Origin of the sequence: Salinicola lusitanus, from assembly GCF_038648475.1 — a bacterium.
Taxonomy (GTDB): Bacteria; Pseudomonadota; Gammaproteobacteria; order Pseudomonadales; family Halomonadaceae; genus Salinicola; species Salinicola lusitanus.
Map to the genome: position 1 here is coordinate 1,286,522 of NZ_CP151919.1, position 19,490 is coordinate 1,306,011.

The 19,490-nt window shown below is 67.0% G+C and carries 15 protein-coding genes; 10 read left to right on the plus strand and 5 right to left on the minus strand.

Annotation, left to right across the window (positions count from 1 at the left end):
• Nucleotides 1–102: 102 nt before the first annotated feature.
• Genes AAGT95_RS05930 through AAGT95_RS05945 form a run of 4 tightly spaced genes read right to left on the minus strand, consistent with a single transcriptional unit; the run spans nucleotide 103 to nucleotide 4,013 of the window.
• The gene (locus AAGT95_RS05930) at nucleotides 103–873 is read right to left on the minus strand and encodes an SDR family NAD(P)-dependent oxidoreductase (RefSeq protein ID WP_342595862.1); all 771 of its coding nucleotides are present in this window, start codon (nucleotides 871–873) and stop codon (nucleotides 103–105) included.
• Complete coding sequence (locus AAGT95_RS05935; protein WP_342595863.1) at nucleotides 860–2,023, minus strand: enoyl-CoA hydratase/isomerase family protein; 1,164 nt, start codon at nucleotides 2,021–2,023, stop codon at nucleotides 860–862. The genes AAGT95_RS05930 and AAGT95_RS05935 overlap by 14 nt, the downstream gene beginning before the upstream one ends.
• Nucleotides 2,020–2,850 carry an enoyl-CoA hydratase gene (locus tag AAGT95_RS05940; RefSeq protein ID WP_342595864.1) on the minus strand — a complete coding sequence of 277 codons (831 nt, stop codon included), beginning with the start codon at nucleotides 2,848–2,850 and terminating at the stop codon, nucleotides 2,020–2,022. Before AAGT95_RS05940 ends, AAGT95_RS05935 begins: the two co-directional genes overlap by 4 nt.
• Nucleotides 2,847–4,013 (minus strand): acyl-CoA dehydrogenase family protein, encoded by a 1,167-nt coding sequence (locus AAGT95_RS05945; protein WP_342595865.1) that lies wholly within the window; start codon nucleotides 4,011–4,013, stop codon nucleotides 2,847–2,849. The genes AAGT95_RS05940 and AAGT95_RS05945 overlap by 4 nt, the downstream gene beginning before the upstream one ends.
• Nucleotides 4,014–4,337: 324 nt before the next feature.
• Here AAGT95_RS05945 and AAGT95_RS05950 point away from each other — a divergent pair, with 324 nt between their 5' ends.
• The 5 genes from AAGT95_RS05950 to AAGT95_RS05970 all read left to right on the plus strand — a co-directional run bounded on the left by AAGT95_RS05950 (nucleotide 4,338) and on the right by AAGT95_RS05970 (nucleotide 11,644).
• On the plus strand, nucleotides 4,338–5,546 hold the full coding sequence (locus AAGT95_RS05950) for a thiamine pyrophosphate-dependent dehydrogenase E1 component subunit alpha (protein WP_110601749.1): 1,209 nt from the start codon (nucleotides 4,338–4,340) through the stop codon (nucleotides 5,544–5,546).
• Nucleotides 5,543–6,520 carry an alpha-ketoacid dehydrogenase subunit beta gene (locus AAGT95_RS05955; RefSeq protein WP_342595866.1) on the plus strand — a complete coding sequence of 326 codons (978 nt, stop codon included), beginning with the start codon at nucleotides 5,543–5,545 and terminating at the stop codon, nucleotides 6,518–6,520. Before AAGT95_RS05950 ends, AAGT95_RS05955 begins: the two co-directional genes overlap by 4 nt.
• Nucleotides 6,521–6,528: 8 nt before the next feature.
• Nucleotides 6,529–8,244 carry a dihydrolipoyllysine-residue acetyltransferase gene (locus AAGT95_RS05960; RefSeq protein WP_342595867.1) on the plus strand — a complete coding sequence of 572 codons (1,716 nt, stop codon included), beginning with the start codon at nucleotides 6,529–6,531 and terminating at the stop codon, nucleotides 8,242–8,244.
• A 9-nt stretch (nucleotides 8,245–8,253) separates the two neighbouring features.
• A complete protein-coding gene (locus AAGT95_RS05965; protein ID WP_342595868.1) occupies nucleotides 8,254–10,083 on the plus strand; it encodes a protein kinase domain-containing protein in 1,830 nt (609 codons plus the stop codon).
• A 214-nt stretch (nucleotides 10,084–10,297) separates the two neighbouring features.
• A complete protein-coding gene (locus AAGT95_RS05970) occupies nucleotides 10,298–11,644 on the plus strand; it encodes a sodium-dependent transporter (RefSeq protein WP_110601756.1) in 1,347 nt (448 codons plus the stop codon).
• Between the two features lie 133 nt (nucleotides 11,645–11,777).
• Here the strand turns inward: AAGT95_RS05970 and AAGT95_RS05975 are convergent, their stop codons facing one another.
• Nucleotides 11,778–11,966 carry a PA3496 family putative envelope integrity protein gene (locus tag AAGT95_RS05975; RefSeq protein WP_110601757.1) on the minus strand — a complete coding sequence of 63 codons (189 nt, stop codon included), beginning with the start codon at nucleotides 11,964–11,966 and terminating at the stop codon, nucleotides 11,778–11,780.
• A 216-nt stretch (nucleotides 11,967–12,182) separates the two neighbouring features.
• On the opposite strand from AAGT95_RS05975, the gene hexR reads away from it, so the two are divergent.
• The 5 genes from hexR (at nucleotide 12,183) to AAGT95_RS06000 (ending at nucleotide 19,457) form a co-directional block, all read left to right on the plus strand.
• Nucleotides 12,183–13,040 carry a transcriptional regulator HexR gene (gene hexR / locus AAGT95_RS05980; RefSeq protein ID WP_110601759.1) on the plus strand — a complete coding sequence of 286 codons (858 nt, stop codon included), beginning with the start codon at nucleotides 12,183–12,185 and terminating at the stop codon, nucleotides 13,038–13,040.
• Between the two features lie 195 nt (nucleotides 13,041–13,235).
• Nucleotides 13,236–13,847, plus strand: a complete 612-nt coding sequence (gene imuA / locus AAGT95_RS05985; RefSeq protein ID WP_342595869.1) for a translesion DNA synthesis-associated protein ImuA — start codon at nucleotides 13,236–13,238, stop codon at nucleotides 13,845–13,847.
• 4 nt (nucleotides 13,848–13,851) lie between these two features.
• Entirely contained in the window at nucleotides 13,852–15,276 is a 1,425-nt protein-coding gene (locus AAGT95_RS05990) for a DNA polymerase Y family protein (RefSeq protein WP_342595870.1), read from the plus strand.
• Nucleotides 15,273–18,605, plus strand: coding sequence for an error-prone DNA polymerase (locus AAGT95_RS05995; RefSeq protein WP_342595871.1), 3,333 nt, complete (start codon nucleotides 15,273–15,275; stop codon nucleotides 18,603–18,605). Before AAGT95_RS05990 ends, AAGT95_RS05995 begins: the two co-directional genes overlap by 4 nt.
• Nucleotides 18,606–18,890: 285 nt before the next feature.
• Complete coding sequence (locus tag AAGT95_RS06000) at nucleotides 18,891–19,457, plus strand: ZapG family protein (protein WP_342595872.1); 567 nt, start codon at nucleotides 18,891–18,893, stop codon at nucleotides 19,455–19,457.
• The last annotated feature ends 33 nt before the right edge of the window (nucleotides 19,458–19,490 follow it).

The window sequence follows — 19,490 nt, forward strand, 5'->3', positions numbered from 1 at the left end:
CTCAAAATACTCATTTACCCCTTGTAAACTCCGCTTTTTCGGCCGATTTCGCCTTGTCTTGCCTTCGCTCGTCGAATTTGTAAACACCCTCTCAGTCGCTTTTCACCGCGCACTCATGCGGATGGCGCCATCCAGGCGTATCACCTCGCCATTGAGATAGCGGTTCTCGAGGATCTGGCAGGCGAGCGCGGCGTACTCCTCGGCGTGGCCCATGCGCGGCGGGAACGGCACCTTGGCGTTGAGGCTCTCGCGCACCTCCTCGGGCATGCCCTGCATCATGGCGGTGTCGAAGATGCCGGGGGCGATCGCCATCACCCGGATGCCCGAGCTGGCCAGTTCGCGGGCGGCTGGCAGGGTCAGGCCGACCACGCCGGCCTTGGAGGCGGCATAGGCGGCCTGCCCGATCTGGCCCTCGTAGGCCGCCACCGAGGCGGTGTTGATCACCACCCCGCGCTCGCCGTCGTCCTCCGTCGCCGGGTTCTCCTGCATCGCCGCCACCGCCAGACGCAGCATGTTGAAGGTGCCGATCAGGTTGATGTCGACCACCCGGCGGAAGCTGTCGAGGCCGTGTACGCCGCGCTTGCCGTGGATCTTCTCTGCCGGCGCCACCCCGGCGCAGTTGATCAGCCCGTGGAGGGCGCCGAAGCGTTCGAGCGTCTCGGCGATCGCCCGCTCGCCGTCGGCTTCGCGGGTGACGTCGGCCTGCAGCGCCAGCGTGCGGGTGCCAAGCGCTTTTGCAAGGCGGCGGGCCGCTTCGATGTCCTGATCGACCAGCACCACGTTGGCGCCGTTGTCGACGAGCATGTTCGCCGTGGCGGCGCCCAGGCCGGAGCCGCCGCCGGTGACGATGAAGGTGCGTTCAGTCAGTTGCATGGGTCGGTTCCTCGTCGACAGCTCGATCGCCGAGATCGCGCAGGGGATGGCCATCGCGATCCCAAGGGGAAACGAAGCAGGCTGCGATATCGGCGTCGGATACCTCGCCGTGCCGGTGTTGCCATCGGGGAGTCTTGTCCTTGTCGATCAGCAGCGCACGCACCCCCTCGGCGATATCGCCGTGGGTGGCGCAGGCCAGCGACAGGTCGAGCTCGCTGCGCAGCGCCTCGGCCAGTGAGACGCGCCGGCAGCGCGCCAACTGGCGCAGGATCAGCCGCGCCGAGAGCGGTGAGCCGGCTGCCAGGCTGCGCGCGGCGCGGGCGATCCAGGCGTCGTCGCTGTCGCTGGCGGCGATGATCGCGGCGATCAGATCTTCGTCGCTGTCGGCGTCGGTCAGCGCGGCGATCGCTTCCTGCCGTGGTGCGACCTCGGCGGCCGGGGCGAGATCGCGGCTCGCCTCGGCGTGGGTGCGCAGCACCCGTTCGAGGGCCGGGCGCGGCCGGGACCAGTCGGCATTGAGCAGATCGTCGATCACCGCGTCGCGGCGTTCGGCGGCGATCAGGCGGTCGGCGAGACCGACGAACAGGGCGTCGGTGGCGTTGAGGCGGGCACCGGTCAGGCCGAGGAAGGTGCCACTGGCCCCCGGCATGCGGTTCAGGAACCAGCTCGCGCCCACGTCCGGGTAGAGGCCGATGGTGATCTCCGGCATGGCCAGCATCGAGCGCGGTGTCACCACCCGATGCGAGGTACCGGCCAGCAGCCCCATGCCGCCGCCCATGACAATGCCGTCGCCCCAGGCGACGATCGGCTTGGGATAGGTGTGGAGGGCGTGGTCGAGGCGATACTCGTGGGTGAAGTAGCGCGCCACGGCACCATCCGCGGCCTCGGGGTCACGGCCGGTGTGGCCTTCGGCGATGGCGCGATAGAGGGCGACCACGTCGCCGCCGGCGCAGAACGCCTTGTCGCCGGCACCCTCCAGCCACAGTGCGACTATCTCGGCGTCCTCGGCCCAGGCGTCGATCTGCGCCTGGATGGCATCGATCATCTCCAGCGACAGCGCATTGAGGCTCTTGGGGGCATCGAGGGTGATGCGCCCGAGGCGGTGGCCGTCGGCGGTGGCCAGGGTGTCGAATTGTACCGGCGCGCTCATGCCTGATCTCCGTCGCGGGTGTCATCGACGGCGCCCGGGGTCGCGTCCTCGCGCCAGCGCGGCGGGCGCTTGTCGAGGAAGGCGCCGATGCCCTCCCCCGGGGCGGCGGTGTCGAACAGCTCCATGAACAGCTCGCGCTCCATGCGGTAGCCGTGGGGCAGGCCGTGGTCGCGGGCGTTCATGATCAGGCGTTTGCAGCGCGCCAACGCGTCCGGGCTCTGGCCGCCGCTCTGCTCGGCCAGAGCCAGCGCGGTGGGCAGCGCCTGGCCGGCGTCGACCAGCTCCTCGACCAGACCGATACCCAGCGCGCGCTCGGCGTCGATGCGCTCGCCGCACAGGATGATGCGCTTGGCCCAGCCCTCGCCGACCAGCCACGGCAGGTGCTGGGTGCCGCCGGCGCAGGGCAGCAACCCCACCTTGGCCTCGGGCAGCGCCAGCTTGGCCTGGCGCTCGGCGATCCGGATGTCACAGGCCAGCGCGCACTCCAGCCCGCCGCCCATGGCGTAGCCATTGATCGCGGCGATGGTGACCCCGGGGTAGGCGCTCAGGGTCTCGAAAGCGCGGCCGAAGCGGGTCGCCATCTCCAGCGCGGTGGCCTTACCTTCGGTGAAGCGCTTGAGGTCGGCCCCGGCGGAGAAGAACTTGTCGCCGGCGCCGGTGATCACCAGTGCCGGTGGCTGGGGCTCGGCCGCCAGCGCGTCGAGATGGTCGGCTAGTGCTGCTAGCGAGCCTTCGTGCCAGGTGTTGGCGGGTGGATTGTCGATGGTCAGCACGGCGATGGCGCCGCGGCGCTCCAGGCGCAGGCCGTCGGCGGGATGATCGCTCATATCAGGGTCTCCAGGTCGTCCTTGTCGAGCAGGCGGCGGGCGATCACCAGGCGCATGATCTCGTTGGTGCCCTCGAGAATCTGGTGTACCCGACAGTCGCGAACATGACGCTCCAGCGGGTAGTCGCGCAGGTAGCCGTAGCCGCCGTGGAGCTGCAGGGCCTCGTTGCAGATGGCGAAGCCCTGGTCGGTGGCGAAGCGCTTGGCCATGGCGCAGTAGAGCGTGGCGTCGGGGTCGCCGCGATCGAGCTTGCTCGCCGCCAGACGCACCATCTGGCGCGCCGCGACGAGCTGGGTGGCCATGTCGGCGAGCTTGAACTGCAGCGCCTGGAAGCTGGCCAGCGGGCGTCCGAACTGTTCGCGCTCGTTCAGGTAGCGGTGGGCGGTGGTGAGCGCGGCCTGGGCGGTGCCCACCGAGCAGGTGGCGATATTGATGCGCCCGCCATCAAGGGCGCGCATGGCGATACGAAAACCTTCACCCTCTTCGCCGAGGCGGTGGTCCGCCGGCACGCGCACGCCGTCGAAGCTGATCGCCCGGGTGGACTGGCTGTTCCAGCCCATCTTCGCCTCTTTCTTGCCGTAGCCGATGCCCGGCGTGTCCGCCGGCACGGCGAAGGCGGAGATGCCGCCGGCGCCGCTGTCCGGCGCCCCGGTGCGGGCCATCACCACCAGCAGCTGGGTGTCGCCGGCACCGGAGATGAACATCTTGTTGCCGTCGATCACATAGGCATCGCCATCGCGACGCGCTCGGGTGCGCAACGAGGCGGCGTCGGAGCCGGCGTTGGGCTCGGTGAGGCAGTAGGAGCCGAGCTTCTCGCCGCTCAGCATGGCGGGCAGCCAGGCCTCGCGCAGGGCCTCGTTGGCGTAGCTGGCGAGAATCCAGTTGACCATGTTGTGGATGGTCAGAAAGGCGGTGGTGGAGGTGCAGCCCTGGGCCAGCTCCTCGATGATCAGGGTCGCATCGAGGCGGCTCAGGCCCAGCCCGCCGGCGGCTTCCGGGGTGTAGAGACCGCAGAAGCCGAGGTCTCCGGCCTGACGCAGGACATCCACCGGAAAGACGCTGTTGGCGTCCCATTCGGCGGCGTTGGGCGCCAGTTCGCGCTGGGCGAACTGGCGTGCCGCCTCTCGGTAGGCCTGCTGGTCGGCGTCGAGTTCGAAGTCCATGAGCTGTCGACACTCCTCGTCTGGGAAAAGCCTCTCTTCTGGAAAAGCCTCTCGTCGGGAAACCCCTCATCGCGAGAGGGCGCACGCGGCTGACCGGGTAGGTCGTGCGCGGCATGGCTCTCTGTTCTAGCGACGCTCTGTCGAGCAGGACAATAGGACCTAGTGCTGAAAGACCAAGGTCGGATGGCGACAAGTTGACATTGACGTCAAGGTCACATGTTGAGGCGGCTGTCGAAACCGGTCGTTTCCCGACCTGTCGGCTCATGGGAAAGGGCGGCTCACGAGGCGGCTCGACCCCTGGTCATCGATCTCAGGACATGTCAGATGAAAAAGACCCGATCCACGGCGAAACCCGTCCACAAGCCGGTTTTTGCCAACGGCGACGACATCCAGATCCCCGTGTTCACCCTGCTCAAGCCCGACGGCACGCTCTATGCCGGGGCCGGGGCGACCTCTCTCGACGAGACCACCGCACGGCGCATCTACCGTGCCATGCTCTACACCCGGGTGCTCGACGAGCGCATGATGGCGGCCCAGCGCCAGGGTCGGCTCAGCTTCTACATGCAGTGCACCGGCGAGGAAGCGGCAGTGATCGGCAGCACGGCGGCGCTGGCCGACGCCGACATGATCATGGCCCAGTACCGCGAGCAGGGGGCGCTGGCCTACCGCGGCTTCACCACCGACGAGTTCATGGATCAACTGTTCGGCAACGAGCGCGACACCGCCCACGGTCGCCAGATGCCGATCCATTACGGCTCGCGAGACCTTCACTACCTGACGATCTCTTCGCCGCTGGCGACCCAGATTCCCCAGGCCACCGGCTACGCCTATGGCCAGAAGCTGGCCGGCCAGGGCCACTGTACGCTGACGATATTCGGCGAGGGGGCGGCCTCGGAGGGGGATTTCCACGCTGCGCTCAACATGGCATCGGTGCACAAGGTGCCGGTGATCTTCCTGTGCCGCAACAACGGCTACGCCATCTCCACCCCGGTCACCGAGCAGTTCGCCGGCGACGGTGTCGCCGCGCGCGCCTTCGGCTATCGCATGCAGTCGATCCGGGTCGACGGCAATGACGTGCTGGCGGTCTACGAGGCGACCCGCGAAGCCCGACGGCTGGCGGTGGAGGAGAACGAACCGGTGCTGATCGAGGCGATGACCTATCGCCTGGCGGCGCACTCCTCCTCCGACGACCCCTCCGGCTATCGCAGCAAGAAGGAAGAGGAGGCGTGGCACAAGAAGGATCCCCTGCGCCGAATGCAGCGCTGGCTGATCGAGCGGGGCTGGTGGAACGAGGACGAGGAGCGCGAGCTGACCGAGTCGTTGCGCCGTGAGGTGCTGGAAACCATGAAACAGGCGGAGAAGCGTCGTCCGCCGGCGCTGGAGACGCTGGTCAGCGATGTCTACGCCGAGACACCGGCACTGCTGCGCGAACAGCTCGCGACGTTGAAGGCCCATATCGGACGTCATCCCGAGGCCTATCCCCGAAGCGCGCCCTGGCTGGATGGCGACACCGAGACGGAGGGCCAGGCATGAGCCGGATGAATCTGCTCCAGGCCGTCAACAATGCGCTGGATACCGCCATGGCCGCCGATGAGCGCGTGCTCTGCTTTGGCGAGGACGTCGGTGTCTTCGGCGGCGTGTTCCGTGCCACCAGCCACCTGCAGGAGAAGTACGGCCGCGATCGCTGCTTCAATACCCCGCTGGTGGAGCAGGGTATCGTCGGTTTCGCCAATGGCCTGGCCGCCCAGGGCTCGGTGCCGGTGGCCGAGATCCAGTTCGCCGACTACATCTTCCCCGCTTTCGATCAACTGGTGAACGAAACCGCCAAGTTTCGCTATCGTTCCGGCAATCTGTTCGATGTCGGCGGGCTGACGGTGCGCGCGCCCTACGGCGGCGGCATCGCCGGTGGTCACTACCATTCGCAGTCGCCGGAGGCCTACTTCGCCCACACCCCGGGGCTGACCGTGGTCGTACCGCGCAATCCGCACCAGGCCAAGGGGCTGCTGTTGGCCTCGATCCGCTCGCCGGACCCGGTCATCTTCTTCGAGCCCAAGCGGCTCTATCGCGCATCGGTGGGCGAGGTGCCCGACGACGACTACGAGCTGCCGCTGCGTCAGGCGGAGGTGGTCAAGGAGGGCAACGACATCACCCTGCTGGCCTGGGGCGCCCAACTGGAGGTGGTCGAGCAGGCGGCGGAGATGGCCGAGGAAGCGGGTATCTCGTGTGAAATCATCGACCTGCGCACCATCGTACCGTGGGATATCGATACCGTGGTCGAGTCGGTGCTCAAGACCGGGAGATTGGTGGTGAGCCACGAGGCACCGCTGACCGGCGGCTTCGCCGCCGAGATCGCCGCCACCATCCAGAGCCGCTGCTTCCTCTATCTGGAGTCGCCGATCGAGCGCGTGGCGGGACTCGACACGCCGTTCCCGCTGACGCTCGAGAAAGAGTACATGCCGGGGCCGTTGAAGGTGCTCGATGCCATCCACCGCACGATGGACTTCTAGGAGGTGAGATGAGCGATTTCCTGCTGCCCGACATCGGCGAGGGTATCGTCGAGTGCGAAGTGGTGAAATGGCTGGTCAGCGAGGGCGATACCATCGCCGAGGACCAGCCTGTCGCCGAGGTGACCACCGACAAGGCGCTGGTGGAGATTCCCGCCCCCGAGGCCGGCCGCGTCACGCGGCTCTATGTCCGCGAAGGGGAGACGGCACGGGTCCATGCGCCGCTGTTCGCCATCGAAAGCGTTGCCGATGGCGCCCGATCCGGCGCCGACACCCGGCCCCATCACGATGCTCGGCCACCCCAGCCGGCTGCCGCCACTCCCGAGGACGAGAACCCACAACCGCCCGGGCCGGACGAAGGGGAGGCGAAACCGGCGAGATCGAAGGATTTCATCCTGCCCGACCTGGGCGAAGGCATCGTCGAGTGCGAGGTGGTGGCCTGGCGCGTCGAGGAGGGCGACGAGATCGCCGAGGACCAGCCGGTCGTCGAAGTCAGCACCGACAAGGCAGTGATGGAGATCACCGCGCCGGAGGCGGGCCGGCTGGTGCGCCGGTACTGTCAGCTCGACGAGGTTGCCAAGGTGCACTCGCCGCTGTTCGCGTACATTCCGCAAGCCGGCGATGACGCCGCCCCGTCCGGTGACACCCCGGCGGCCACCGGCGCTGTTCCACGTGAAACGCACGCCGAGGCCGGGACGGCCGCGACTCATGCCGCCCAGAGCGGAGCCGGAGCATCGTCATTCGCTCGCTCGATGCGGGACGATACCGGCCGGCGGCGAATTCCCGCCAGCCCGGCGGTCCGCCGGCGAGTGCGCGAGCTCGGCGTGCGTCTCGAGGAAATTCCCGGTAGCGGCAAGGATGGCCGGGTGCTCAAGGAGGATGTGCTGGCGTTCCAGCAGCGCCGTGACAGCGCCGCCGACACAGCGCAGCCCACGGCCGAGCGCGACGCCCAGAATCAGACCCAGACCCGGAGCCAGAACAAGGCCCAGAGCCAACCCCCGACCGCTGGCGAGACAGTGGTGGGGGATCGGGTCGAGCCGCTCAAGGGGATTCGTGCGGTGATGGCGCGGCGGATGAGCGAGGCCGCGGCGAGCATTCCTCACTTCGCCTACGGCGACGAGTTCGATGTCACCGAGCTGCTGGCGCTGCGGGAGCGCCTGAAAAACGATTTCGAGGCGCGCGGCGAGCGATTGACACTGATGCCGCTGCTGATGAAGGCGCTGGCGCTGGCGGTGAGCGAGTTTCCGCTGCTCAACTGCCGCTTCGATGCCGACGCCGAGGCGATCCACTATCAGGACGGCTGCCATATCGGCATGGCGGTGGATAGCCAGAGCGGCCTGCTGGTACCCAACGTCAAGCATGTGGAGGGGCTGAGCCTGCGCCAGGTGGCGGCCGAGGTCGAGCGCCTGACGCGGGCCGCGCGGGAGGGGCGGGTCGCACCGGCGGATCTCAAGGGCGGCACCATCAGCATCTCCAACATCGGCGCGCTCGGTGGCACCTATGCCATGCCGATCATCAACGCGCCGGAAGTGGCGATCGTCGCTCTCGGCCGGGTGCAGCGGCTGCCGCGTTTCGATGCCGAGGGGCGGGTGGTGGCGCGTTCGATCATGACCGTGACCTGGTCCGGCGATCACCGCGTGCTCGACGGCGGCACCATGGCGCGCTTCTGCAACCGCTGGAAGGGCTATCTGGAAGCGCCGGAGAGCATGCTCACCGAGCTGCGCTGAGGCGACCCCATGAGCCTCGAGCCGACGGGAATTCAGCAGTTCTATATCCCCGAGGAGCAGTCGGTCTACCTGCTCAGCCAGAGCCAGGCACGGCAACTGCGCGAGTGGATCGAGCGCTGCCGCCACCAGCTCGCCCAGGTCGGCTACCGGGAGGTGGAGCTGGTCGGCAAGGGCGCCTACGGGTTCGTCTTCGCGGGTATCGATGGCGCCGGCGCCAGCCACGTGTTCAAGTTCACGCGCCAGAACCTGCCCCAGGCGTTCCATGAGCGCCTGGAGGAGGAGGCGTTCATGCTCGAACAGGTGGACCATCCTCGCGTTCCCCGCCTGATCGCCTATCGCGCCCTGCGCCATCAGGCGATGCTGGTGATGCAGCGCGCCCCGGGCATCAACCTGGAGGAGTACTCGCTGCGCCACGGCCGCCTTCCGGCGCGGCTGATCATCGCCATCGCGGCGCAGCTCGCCGATATCCTGCGCACGCTGCGGCGCGAATCCGCCGAGGGACGTCTGGTGGTACACGGGGATATCAAACCCTCGAACCTGATGTTCGACGCGGGAACCGAGCAGATCGCGTTGATCGACTGGGGCTCGTCGGTCTTCGCCCAGCTCGATGCCGAGGGCCAGTTCCTGTCGCGCAACGTGATGGCGCTGATGTCCGACGATCTGCAGCACACCAACGCCCGCATGGGTGATGTCTACTATATCGGCGAGGAGCAGCTCGAGGGCGCGCTGTCGTCGCCGCGCTTCGACGAACAGGGCGTCGCCGCGACCCTCTATGCACTTGCCACCGCGCAGTCCAGCCGCTTCGGCCGCGAGACGATCCCGGCCACCTCGCTGGGGTTGCCGATCGAGTTCGCCCGGGTACTGGATGCGATGCTGAGCGAGGACCCCGGACTGCGGCGTCGGGCCGGCGACTATTTTCTCCAGCACATGCCGCGGATCGCCCGGACGATCATCCGTGAGCCACCGGAGTCACCGGAGATCCCGCTGGTCCCGGTATGGGTACGTTCGCTGGAGCAGGAGATCGAGACGGTGGTCTACAGCTCGCGCAAGGCTTTCCTGCGTGATGACCATCGTCAGGATGACGCGCGCGACGATACCCTGAGCGCCATCAACGATATCCAGCTCGATCGCTACTACAAGCACTTCATGCAGGGCATGGGCGATCTCGAGAAGGCTTTCCTGGTGGCGGTGGGGCGGCTGGGCAAGTATCCGGTGGTGGGCGGACTGGCGGTGCGCTGGAGCGACGCCGGCGTCGAGTTCGACACGACGCTGAGCCTCAACGAGCCGTCGCTCCGGACCGCCTTCGTCGCGGCGGTGAACAACATGGTCAATCTCGCCCGGGCGATCCGTCGCCGCGACGGCGTGTTCAAGGCGTGCCTGTTCAACGCCCGGCGCACCCTGCACGTCGACCGTGACGATGCCTCCCGGCCGTTCGTGCCCGACGCCGCTTGCGCGATCCCCTACGAGGTCAGCCCCACGCCGGAGCTGGAAGATGCCAGCCGCGAGCACTCCTACTTCGAGGATGGTCCGGATCCCGAGGAGTTCCTGCGCCTGCCGCCGGTGATGATCGAGGCGCTGTCGCGGCTCAATGCCATCCATCACACCGGCATGATCATCTTCGAGGCGTTGGCGACCCATCTGAAGATCCACAGCTACTACCGCCTGCTCGATCCGGCCCGCGAGGAGGAGTTCCGCGACTGTCTGGAGACGCTGCTGGCGGCGGTGCCGCAGATCGACGGCCTGGGGGTTTCCGGCTACATGAAGATGCCCTACAAGAACACGCGACATTTCACGCATCGAGCGCGGCTTCCCGATAGCCCCGATAGCGCGAGAGGATGAGTCGTCCGCCAGGCGGCTGGCATGGTGCATTCTGCGAAATCGTTGCGGTTTCGGGACGCTTTACACCGATTTTGGACGGTTACAGGGAGGAAAAAGGGAAGAAACGGGTTCGAGCCGTTATAATCCGCGCCGACAAGAGAAGCCCGTCCGGGTGCCTGGCGCCGTCACGGGGCGCTGCGGGTTTCCGACAACAGCATTACTCGATGGTGAATTCATGGCCAAACAATCCCATACCCATGCGCAGTGGTCCTCCCGCACGGCCTTCGTCCTGGCGGCGACCGGTTCGGCCGTGGGGCTCGGCAACATCTGGAAGTTTCCCTACATGGTGGGCGACAGCGGCGGCGCCGTGTTCGTGCTCGTCTACCTGGTCTGCATCGCGCTGATCGGGCTGCCGATCCTGGTCTCCGAGTGGCTGCTGGGCCGGCGCGGACAGTCCAACCCGATCAACACCATGCAGACGGTCAGCCGCGACGCGAAGAAATCGCCGGACTGGGTGCTGGTGGGGATCGCCGGCGTCCTCGGCTCGTTTCTGATCCTCTCGTTCTACAGCGTGGTCGGCGGCTGGTCGCTCAACTACACCTGGAGCACGCTGACCGGCGACCTCGGTCAGTCCAGCGGTGTCAGCGTGGGTGATTACTTCACCACCCTGCTGGGCCAGCCGGGCACGCTGCTGTTCTGGCACACGCTATTCATGCTGTTGACCTTCGGCATCGTCGCCGGTGGGGTCAAGGGTGGCCTGGAGCGTGCGGCCAAGTGGCTGATGCCGCTGCTGATCGTGGCGCTGGTCGTGCTGATCGGCTTTGGCATGTCCACCTCGGGCTTTGGTCAGGCGGCCGAGTTCATGTTCTCGCCCGACTGGAGCAAGTTGAACGGCGGCGTCATTCTCGCGGCGCTGGGTCACGCCTTCTTCACCCTGTCGCTGGGGATGGGGATCATGATGGCCTACGGCTCTTACCTGGGGCAGGAGGTCGATCTGATCAAGACCGCGCGTACCGTGGTGATCCTGGATACGGTGATCGCGCTCGGCGCCGGCATGGCGATCTTCCCGGTGGTGTTCGCCAATGGTCTGGACCCGAGCGCCGGCCCGGGGCTGCTGTTCGTGACCCTGCCGCTGGCATTCATCGACATGCCCTGGGGGCTGGCGTTCGGCACGATCTTCTTCGCCCTGCTCACGGTGGCCGCGATCACCTCGGCGATCTCGCTGCTGGAGCCGGTGACGGAGTTCCTGGAGGAGCGCACGCCGCTGTCCCGCCTGGGCTCGGCGTTCGTCGCCGCCCTGGCAACCTGGACGCTGGGGATCGCGGCGCTGCTGGCGTTCAACCTCTGGTCCGGCTTCCAGCCGTTCGGCTTCAACGTCTTCGACCTGCTCGATGCCCTCACCAGCAAGCTGATGCTGCCGCTGACGGGACTGGCTGCCATCGTCTTCACCGCCTGGTTCCTGGATAGCGAAGACGTCAAGCGGGAGCTGGGACTGGGGCCGAAAGGTCGGGTCGTATGGCACTACGTATCGCGTTATGTCGCACCGATCGGCGTGATCGTGGTGTTCTTCAACAGTCTGTAGTGAACCGCCGTCACGTCTTGGGGCGTGACGGGAGTTTCCGCGCCGGAGAGGATCCCGGCGCGGCAGGCAGTGGCCGTTGCCCTCGGGGTGACGGCCACTGATCGTTGGGTAGCTGTCTCCGACCGACTGGACGCTACTCGGGCAGCTCGGCGATCTCTTCCGCTAGCTGGCGCTTCTCCAGACGCTGCTCGATGCCGCGCCGGGCCTTGAGGTATCGCACGGCTGCCTTGCGCTTGCGCTGCTCGTGCTCGTTGACCTCCAACGTCATGAAAATATCGAAAATTTCGCTCTTCAGGGTGTGAAGATGTTCGATGTCCTTCATTGATCGAATCTCCTGGCATCCTCGGAACCGTCGGTTTTCGCCCGACATGCATACTATACTCAACTTTACAAGATAATGACGGTTCACTTTTTTCATGCTTCCAACGCGCCGTGTCGGCGTATTCCCGCCAGCCCGAGTCGGGCATACTAGGCCGCGAACTCCTGATCGAAATCCAGAGACACGAGACCGCTTGATGTCGCCATCCGAGGGCCAGCCATGAGTCGTTCGCTGTTCGATGAATTGCGCGTTCACATGGATCGTCTGCGCCGTTCCGAGCAGAAGGTGGCGCGCTTCGTGCTGCGCAATCCGGAAGAGGTGATCCTGATGCGGATCACCGACCTGGCCAGCGAGGCGCAGGTCAGCGAGCCCACGGTAGTGCGCTTCTGTCGCGCCATGGGCATGGCCGGATTCCAGGAGTTCAAGCTGAAACTGGCGCAGATGATGGCCAAGGGAAGTCAGTACGCCCAGTTCACCATGAACGACGGCGATAGCGTGGCCGAGTTCTCCCATGGCATCTTCGACAGCACCATCGAGACCCTCGAACAGGTCCGCGATCGTCTCGACAATGAGGCGCTGGGCAAGGCAATCGCCGCGCTGGCAGTCGCCAACCGGGTCGAGTTCTACGGTTATGGCGCATCGGGTATCGTCGCCGCCGATGCCCAGCACAAGTTCTTCCGTCTCCAGATCCAGACGTCGGCCTATGCCGATCCCCACATGCAGGCCATGTCCGCCGCCACCATGAAGGCGGGCGACGTGGTGGTGGCGATCTCCCAGACCGGCCGCACCCGGGCGCTGATCGCCAGCGCGAAGACGGCGGTCAAGGCCGGCGCTACCGTGATCGGCCTGTGTCCCAGCGATTCGCCACTGGCTCGCGAGGTGACCCTGACACTGCCGGTCGACGTGCAGGAGGACACCGAGGTCTACATCCCCATGACCTCGCGCATCGCCCACCTGTTGACCATCGACGTGCTCGCCGTGGGCGTGGCCAAGAATCGTGGCCCGCAGATCAGCGATCAGCTCAAGGCGATCAAGCGCAGCCTGGGGTCGCTGAGGGTTTCCAACAGCGTCTCCTGAGCCGCTCGCATCCCGGGAAACGTCGCTTGAGGTGGCGTTTTTTTACGTATCGAATACTGTATATATAGACAGTATTCGTGTTCTGAGTGACACTGTTGGCAACGATTCAACTCTCCCGAGCACCGCCATGTCGTCACTCGCTTCCTGCTGTTTTCGATGGCTACCGCTGCCACCCCTCGCCAAGGAGGCCGGCCGATGAGCAGCCTGGAAACCCTGCTCGACAGCCGCCAGGTCTGGCGTGCCCAGGCCAATACCGCCGGCGATCGAGGCGAGGCGATTGCCAGCGGACACGCCGAGCTCGATGCGCTCCTGCCGGGCGGTGGCTGGCCACCGGCCGCGGTCAGCGAGCTGCTGTCGAACGGCGCCGGCAACGGCGAGCTGGCCCTGCTGTGGCCCGTGCTCTCGCGGATGACACGGCAAGGCAGGCCGATCGTGCTGATTTCGCCACCGGGGGCGCCCTACCCGGCAGCGTGGCGGCAGGCGGGTGTGGCGCTCGGGCAGTGCCACTGGCTCGAAGTGCAGGGTCGCGAGGCGTTATGGGCGGCGGAGCAGTGTCTGCGCGCCGGCTGCTGCGGGGCCGTCATGGCCTGGCTGCCGCAGGCCGATAGCCGTCTCATGCGCCGGTTGCAGGTGGCGGCGGCCAGCGGGAATACGCTGGCCTTCGTGCATCGTCCTTTGGTGAAGGTGGCCGAGGCATCACCGGCGCCACTGCGGTTGCGATTGCACCGGTACGCCGAGCTGGAAGTCCTCAAGTGTCGCGGCGGCTTGGTCTCCTCGCGTCGGATCGCCTTCGGCGGCGGGACGTGACCGCATGCGTTGGGTCTGCCTGCTGTTCCCGCGTCTGGCGCTGGAGGGCGCGCTGCGTCGCCGCCCCGATCCCGGCGCTCCGTTCGCACTGATCGACGGGCCGCCACCGCGTCAATGCATCCGTGCTGCCAATCGCGCGGCCCGCGAGCGAGGCGTCAGGCCCGGACAGGCGCTGGGCTTCGCCGAAGCGCTCTGTGACAGCCTGGAAACCGCGCCGTTCGATGCCGAATCCGTCGAACGTTGGCGCCGACGTCTGGCCGCCTGGGCCTATGGCTTCAGCGCTCAGGTCAGCCTTCACTATCCCCATGCGCTGGTGTTCGAAATCGCCAGCAGTCTCGATCTGCTCGGCCCCTGGCCACGGCTGGAGGCGCGTCTGCGCGCGGAACTCGGCGAGCTCGGCTTTTCGCACCGACTGGTGATCGCCCCCAATCCGGCGGCGGCGCGGGTGCTGGTCAATGTCCATGATGGCCTGGCAGTGGACGAGAGCGGGCTGGAAGCGGCATTGGCAAGCCTGCGTCTCGATCGGGCCGGGCTGGCGAGTCTCGATGCCGATCGTGACATCGTGCAGACCCTGACCCGCAGTGGCTTCCAGCGTCTGGGCGAGCTGTTCGCCCTGCCGCGCAGCGCCCTGGCCCGACGTTTCGGGGGCCGCCTGATGCGCCATCTGGGCGAACTGCGGGGAGAGTGGCCGCTGGCGCTGGATTACCACCGCCCGACGCCGCGGTTTTCTCGCACCTTCGCGTTCGATCGGCCAGTGCATGCCATTGCCGGCCTGGCCTTTCCGCTCAAGCGTCTGCTGCAGGAACTGAGCCTGTTTCTGATCGGCCAGGACGCCGGGGTCGAGCGATTCCAGGTCACGTTCGAACTGGAGGACGGCCCGCCGCAGACCGTCGAGATCGGTCTGTTGTCGGTACAGCGTGACCCCGAGACCCTGCTCGAGCTGACCCGAGCGCATCTGGAGCGTGTGCGCCTCGTCGGCCCGGTGATGGCCTTGACGCTCTTCGCACCTCGGCTCTCCGACTATGCCCCGACAAGACGCGAGTTGCTGGAGGGGCCGGCGCGCCAGGCCCAGGCCTGGGCGGCGCTGCACCAGCGGCTGGTGGCGCGATTGGGGGAGTCGGCACTCCGGCCGCTGGTCGAACATCGCGAGTATCGGCCGGAGAAGGCGGTGCTGAACGGACTCGGGCCACGGGCGCGTGACGCCAGCGCCGGCCCGCCTCGTCCCGGCTGGCTAGTGCCTGCGCCGCAGCGCTGCGATGGCGACGTGGTGCAACTGCTGGCGGGGCCGGAGCGAATAGAAAGCGGCTGGTGGGACGGTGGCGACATTCGACGCGACTACTATCTGGCCCAGTGGGTGGATGGTCGCCACGCCTGGGTCTGGTGCGAGCCGGGACGGCAGGGCTGGTATCTGCACGGATGGTTCGGATGAACGAGCTCTTTCCACTGCGGCCCGACGCTGTCGCCTTATCGCGGCCCGACGCTGCCGCTTCGGACACCCGTGAGTCGGTAGGCGCAGATTCGGGCGCCTGTAGGATCGACGCGGATTCGGAAGCCCGGGAGCCGATAGGCGCGGGTGCGGGCGCCTGTAGCATCGGCGCGACTGCGGGCGCCTATGAGGCCCCGGGACACGAGGCCAACGCCTACGCCGAGCTGCACTGCCTTTCCGCCTTCAGCTTCCAGCGCGGGGCTTCCACTGCGGATGAACTGTTCGAGCGGGCGGCGCGGCACGGCTATCAGGCCCTGGCGATCACCGACGAAGCCACGCTGGCCGGCATCGTGCGCGGCTGGCAGGCGGCGCGTGAGTACGGCATCGACCTGATCGTCGGGGCCGAGTTTCGTACCGAGTGCGGTATCAAGCTGGTGCTGCTGGTGGAGAATCGGCGGGGTTACGAAGCGCTCTGCGGATTGATTACCCGCGTTCGTGGCCGTGCTCCTAAGGGCGAGTACCGGCTGCTTGCATCGGATCTCGAGGGACTCGATGGCGGTGACGGCCTGTTCGCGCTGTGGATTCCCGGCGCGGTACCGGATCCTGATGTCGGGAAGCGATTGGCCAGCCTCTTTCCCGATCGGCTGTGGCTGGCGGTGGAGCTGCACTACGGCTTCGAGCAGGGCTGCGACAACGCGGCGCGCCTGGCCCAGTTGCAGGCCCTGGCCGAGTCGCTGGGCATTCCGGCAGTGGCGACGGGAGACGTTCACATGCACGCCCGTGGCCGGCGGGCGCTGCAGGATTGTCTCACCGCCATTCGCCACCACCAGAGCGTATTCGAGGCCGGCGATACCCTGTTCCCCAACGGCGAGCGCCATCTGCGCACGCGTGACGCGCTGTCCGCGATCTACCCCGCCGCGCTGATGGCCGCAAGCGTCACACTGGCGTCGCGCTGCCGCTTCGATCTCGGCGAGCTCGAGTACACCTACCCCCACGAGGTGGTGCCGGACGGCAAGACCCCGGCCGAATGGCTGCGCGAACTGACCGCTGAAGGGTGCCGGCGGCGATGGCCGGATGGGGTGCCCGAGAAGACGGCAGGGCAGATCGACCACGAACTCGCGCTGATCGAAGAGCTCGGCTACGAGCACTACTTCCTGACCGTGCACGACATCGTCGACTTCGCGCGACGCCAGCACATCCTATGCCAGGGGCGCGGCTCGGCGGCCAACTCGGCGGTCTGTTTCGCACTGGGGATTACCGAGATCGATCCGTCGCGCACGGCGCTGCTGTTCGAGCGTTTCATCTCCCGCGAGCGCGACGAGCCACCGGATATCGATGTCGATTTCGAACATGAACGGCGGGAGGAGGTGATCCAGTACGTCTTTCGCCGCTACGGGCGGCATCGGGCGGCGCTGACCGCCGTGGTCAGCCATTACCATGCCGCCGGGGCGATTCGGGATATCGGGCGGGCACTGGGTTTCGCGCCGGAGCGGATCGATCGACTCGCCCGCTGTGCCGGGCGCTGGACCGATCACATTCCCGATCCGGCACGACTGCGCGAGCAGGGGTTCGAGCCCGACGAGCCAGCACTGCAGCGGCTGCTGGTGCTGGCCGGCACGCTCATCGGTTTTCCACGCCATCTCTCCCAGCATCCGGGGGGATTCGTGATCTCGGATGCGCCGCTGCAGACGCTGGTGCCGGTGGAAAACGCCGCCATGCCGGAACGCACCGTGATTCAGTGGGACAAGGACGATCTCGACCTGGTCGGCCTGCTCAAGGTCGACGTGCTCTCGCTGGGCATGCTGACGGTGCTGCGGCGAAGCCTGGATCTGCTGCGCCGACATCGCGGACTCGACTACGAGCTGGCGACGATTCCCAAGGAGTGCAACGAGACCTACGCCATGATCCAGCGCGCCGACACCCTGGGCGTGTTCCAGATCGAATCCCGCGCGCAGATGGCGATGCTGCCCCGGCTCAGGCCGGCCAAGTTCTACGATCTGGTGATCGAGGTGGCGATCGTGCGCCCCGGGCCGATCCAGGGCGACATGGTGCACCCCTACCTCAAGCGGCGCAGCGGCGAGGAGCCGATCACCTACCCCTCGCAGGCGTTCGAGCAGGTCTTCGCGCGTACCCTGGGCGTACCGCTGTTCCAGGAGCAGGTGATGGCGCTGGCGGTGGAGGCCGCGGGCTACAGTCCTGGCGAGGCCGACCAGCTGCGCCGTTCGATGGCCGCCTGGAAGCGCCACGGCGGGCTCGAACCCCATCGCCAACGGATCGTCGACGGCATGCTGGAACGGGGCTACGCCAGAGAGTTCGCCGAGCGCATCTTCGAGCAGATCAAGGGCTTCGGCAGCTACGGCTTTCCCGAATCCCACGCCGCCAGCTTCGCCCTGCTCACCTATGCCAGCTGCTGGTTCAAGTGTCACGAGCAGGCGATCTTCGCCTGCGCCCTGATCAACAGCTGGCCGATGGGCTTCTACTCGCCCGATCAGGTGCTGCAGGACGCCCGTCGCCACGGCGTCGAGGTGCGTCCGGTCGACATCCGCCAGAGCCAGTGGGAGAGCACGCTGGAGCCGGCGGACGAGAGCACCCCCGCGACCACCGGCGCGCTGGCGATCCGGCTCGGGCTTCACATGATCAAGGGCTTGGCCGAGAGCGACGGCCAACGCCTGCTGGCGGCGCGCGACACGTCCGGCTGCGACAGCGTCGAGCGCCTGGCGGCGAGGTCCGGGGTCAAGCGGGCGGTCTTGTCACGGCTCGCCGATGCCGGCGCGCTGGAAGGGCTGGCGGGTGATCGCCATCGGGCGCGCTGGGCCGCGGCCGGGATCGAGGCGTCGCTGCCGCTGTTTTCCGAAGTCGATAGCGAAGAGGAACCCCTCGCGCTGCCGGCCATCGAGATCGGCGAGGCCATCAAGGCGGATTACGCCACGCTCGGTACCACCCTGGGGCCGCACCCGCTGGCGCTACTGCGCCAGCGCTGCCGCTCGGGTGGCACTCGTGGCCTCGGTGGCGTGGTGGATTCACGCCGCCTGGCCACGCTGCCCGGCGATATCGACGTGGCGATCGCCGGGCTGGTGGTCGGGCGCCAGCGCCCGGGCTCGGCCAAGGGCGTCACCTTCCTCACCCTCGAGGATGAGTTCGGCATGGTCAATGTCGTGGTCTGGCCGCGGCTCGCCGAGCGCTATCGCCGTATCCTGCTCGAATCCCGCCTGCTGCGGGTGGCCGGCAAGCTGGAGAGCCAGGAGGGTGTCCGTCATCTCATCGCCCGGCATCTGACCGACCTCACCGGTCTGCTGGAGGGGTTGAGTACGCGCAGCCGGGATTTTCACTGATCCGAGCTACGAGCTACGAGCTACGAGCTACGAGCGAAAGGCAAGCGTAAAACGTCACGACCGGCTTCAGGCCGCCTTGGCGCGATAGTGAGCGTAAACCGAAATGGGAGCCGGCGAGTCGCGAGCGGCTGGCCGAACGAGGCTGAACTATGGTTAGGTGCTGAGATAAGGTTGGGTATTGAACCATCCCGCCGTGCGATCTGTCTTCAATCGTGGTGCGGCAAGGACCGATGGTATTTGTCTTTCATACACTGGAATTGTCTTTCAATAAGAGGCGGCTGATTTATGGAGAGCATTGGCGTAGGGCCCTGGATCGCGATCGTCGTGGCGGTGGGCGCCGTTGGCGTATTGGTCGGTTACTGGCTGGGTACCAAGATGGGGGGCCACAACACCGAACCGATGCGCGAACTCAACCGCGAACACACCGCCTACAAGGAGGACGTCCGCGAGCATTTCGAACAGGTCTCCGCGACCATGACCCGTATGGTCGAGGATTATCGCGAGATGTATCACCACGTCGCCAAGGGCGCCGAGAAGCTCGCCGACATGCACCACGAGACGGTGATCGAGCCGCCGCCCAAGCCCGAGGCGATCACCCAGGACCGGCCTGCCGGCGGCGAGGCGGCAGATACGCCGAGTGCCGACAAGGAGAAGGCATCGGCGGCTTCGCCGACTCCCCGGGAAGCGCCGTCGGCGACGGCTCCCACGACCTCCGGCGCGGCGGCGAAATCTTCCGCCTCCTCCTCGGCGACCGGTGCCGCCGGAGCCGGAGCGTCGTCTGCGCCCGCGCGTCCCCAGGATGCGGCGATCCGGGCTGCGGCCGAAGACGCCGCCACGTCGCAGAAGCGCTGATCGCCCCGCGCCACTCAGCCGTGGCGGGCGTCA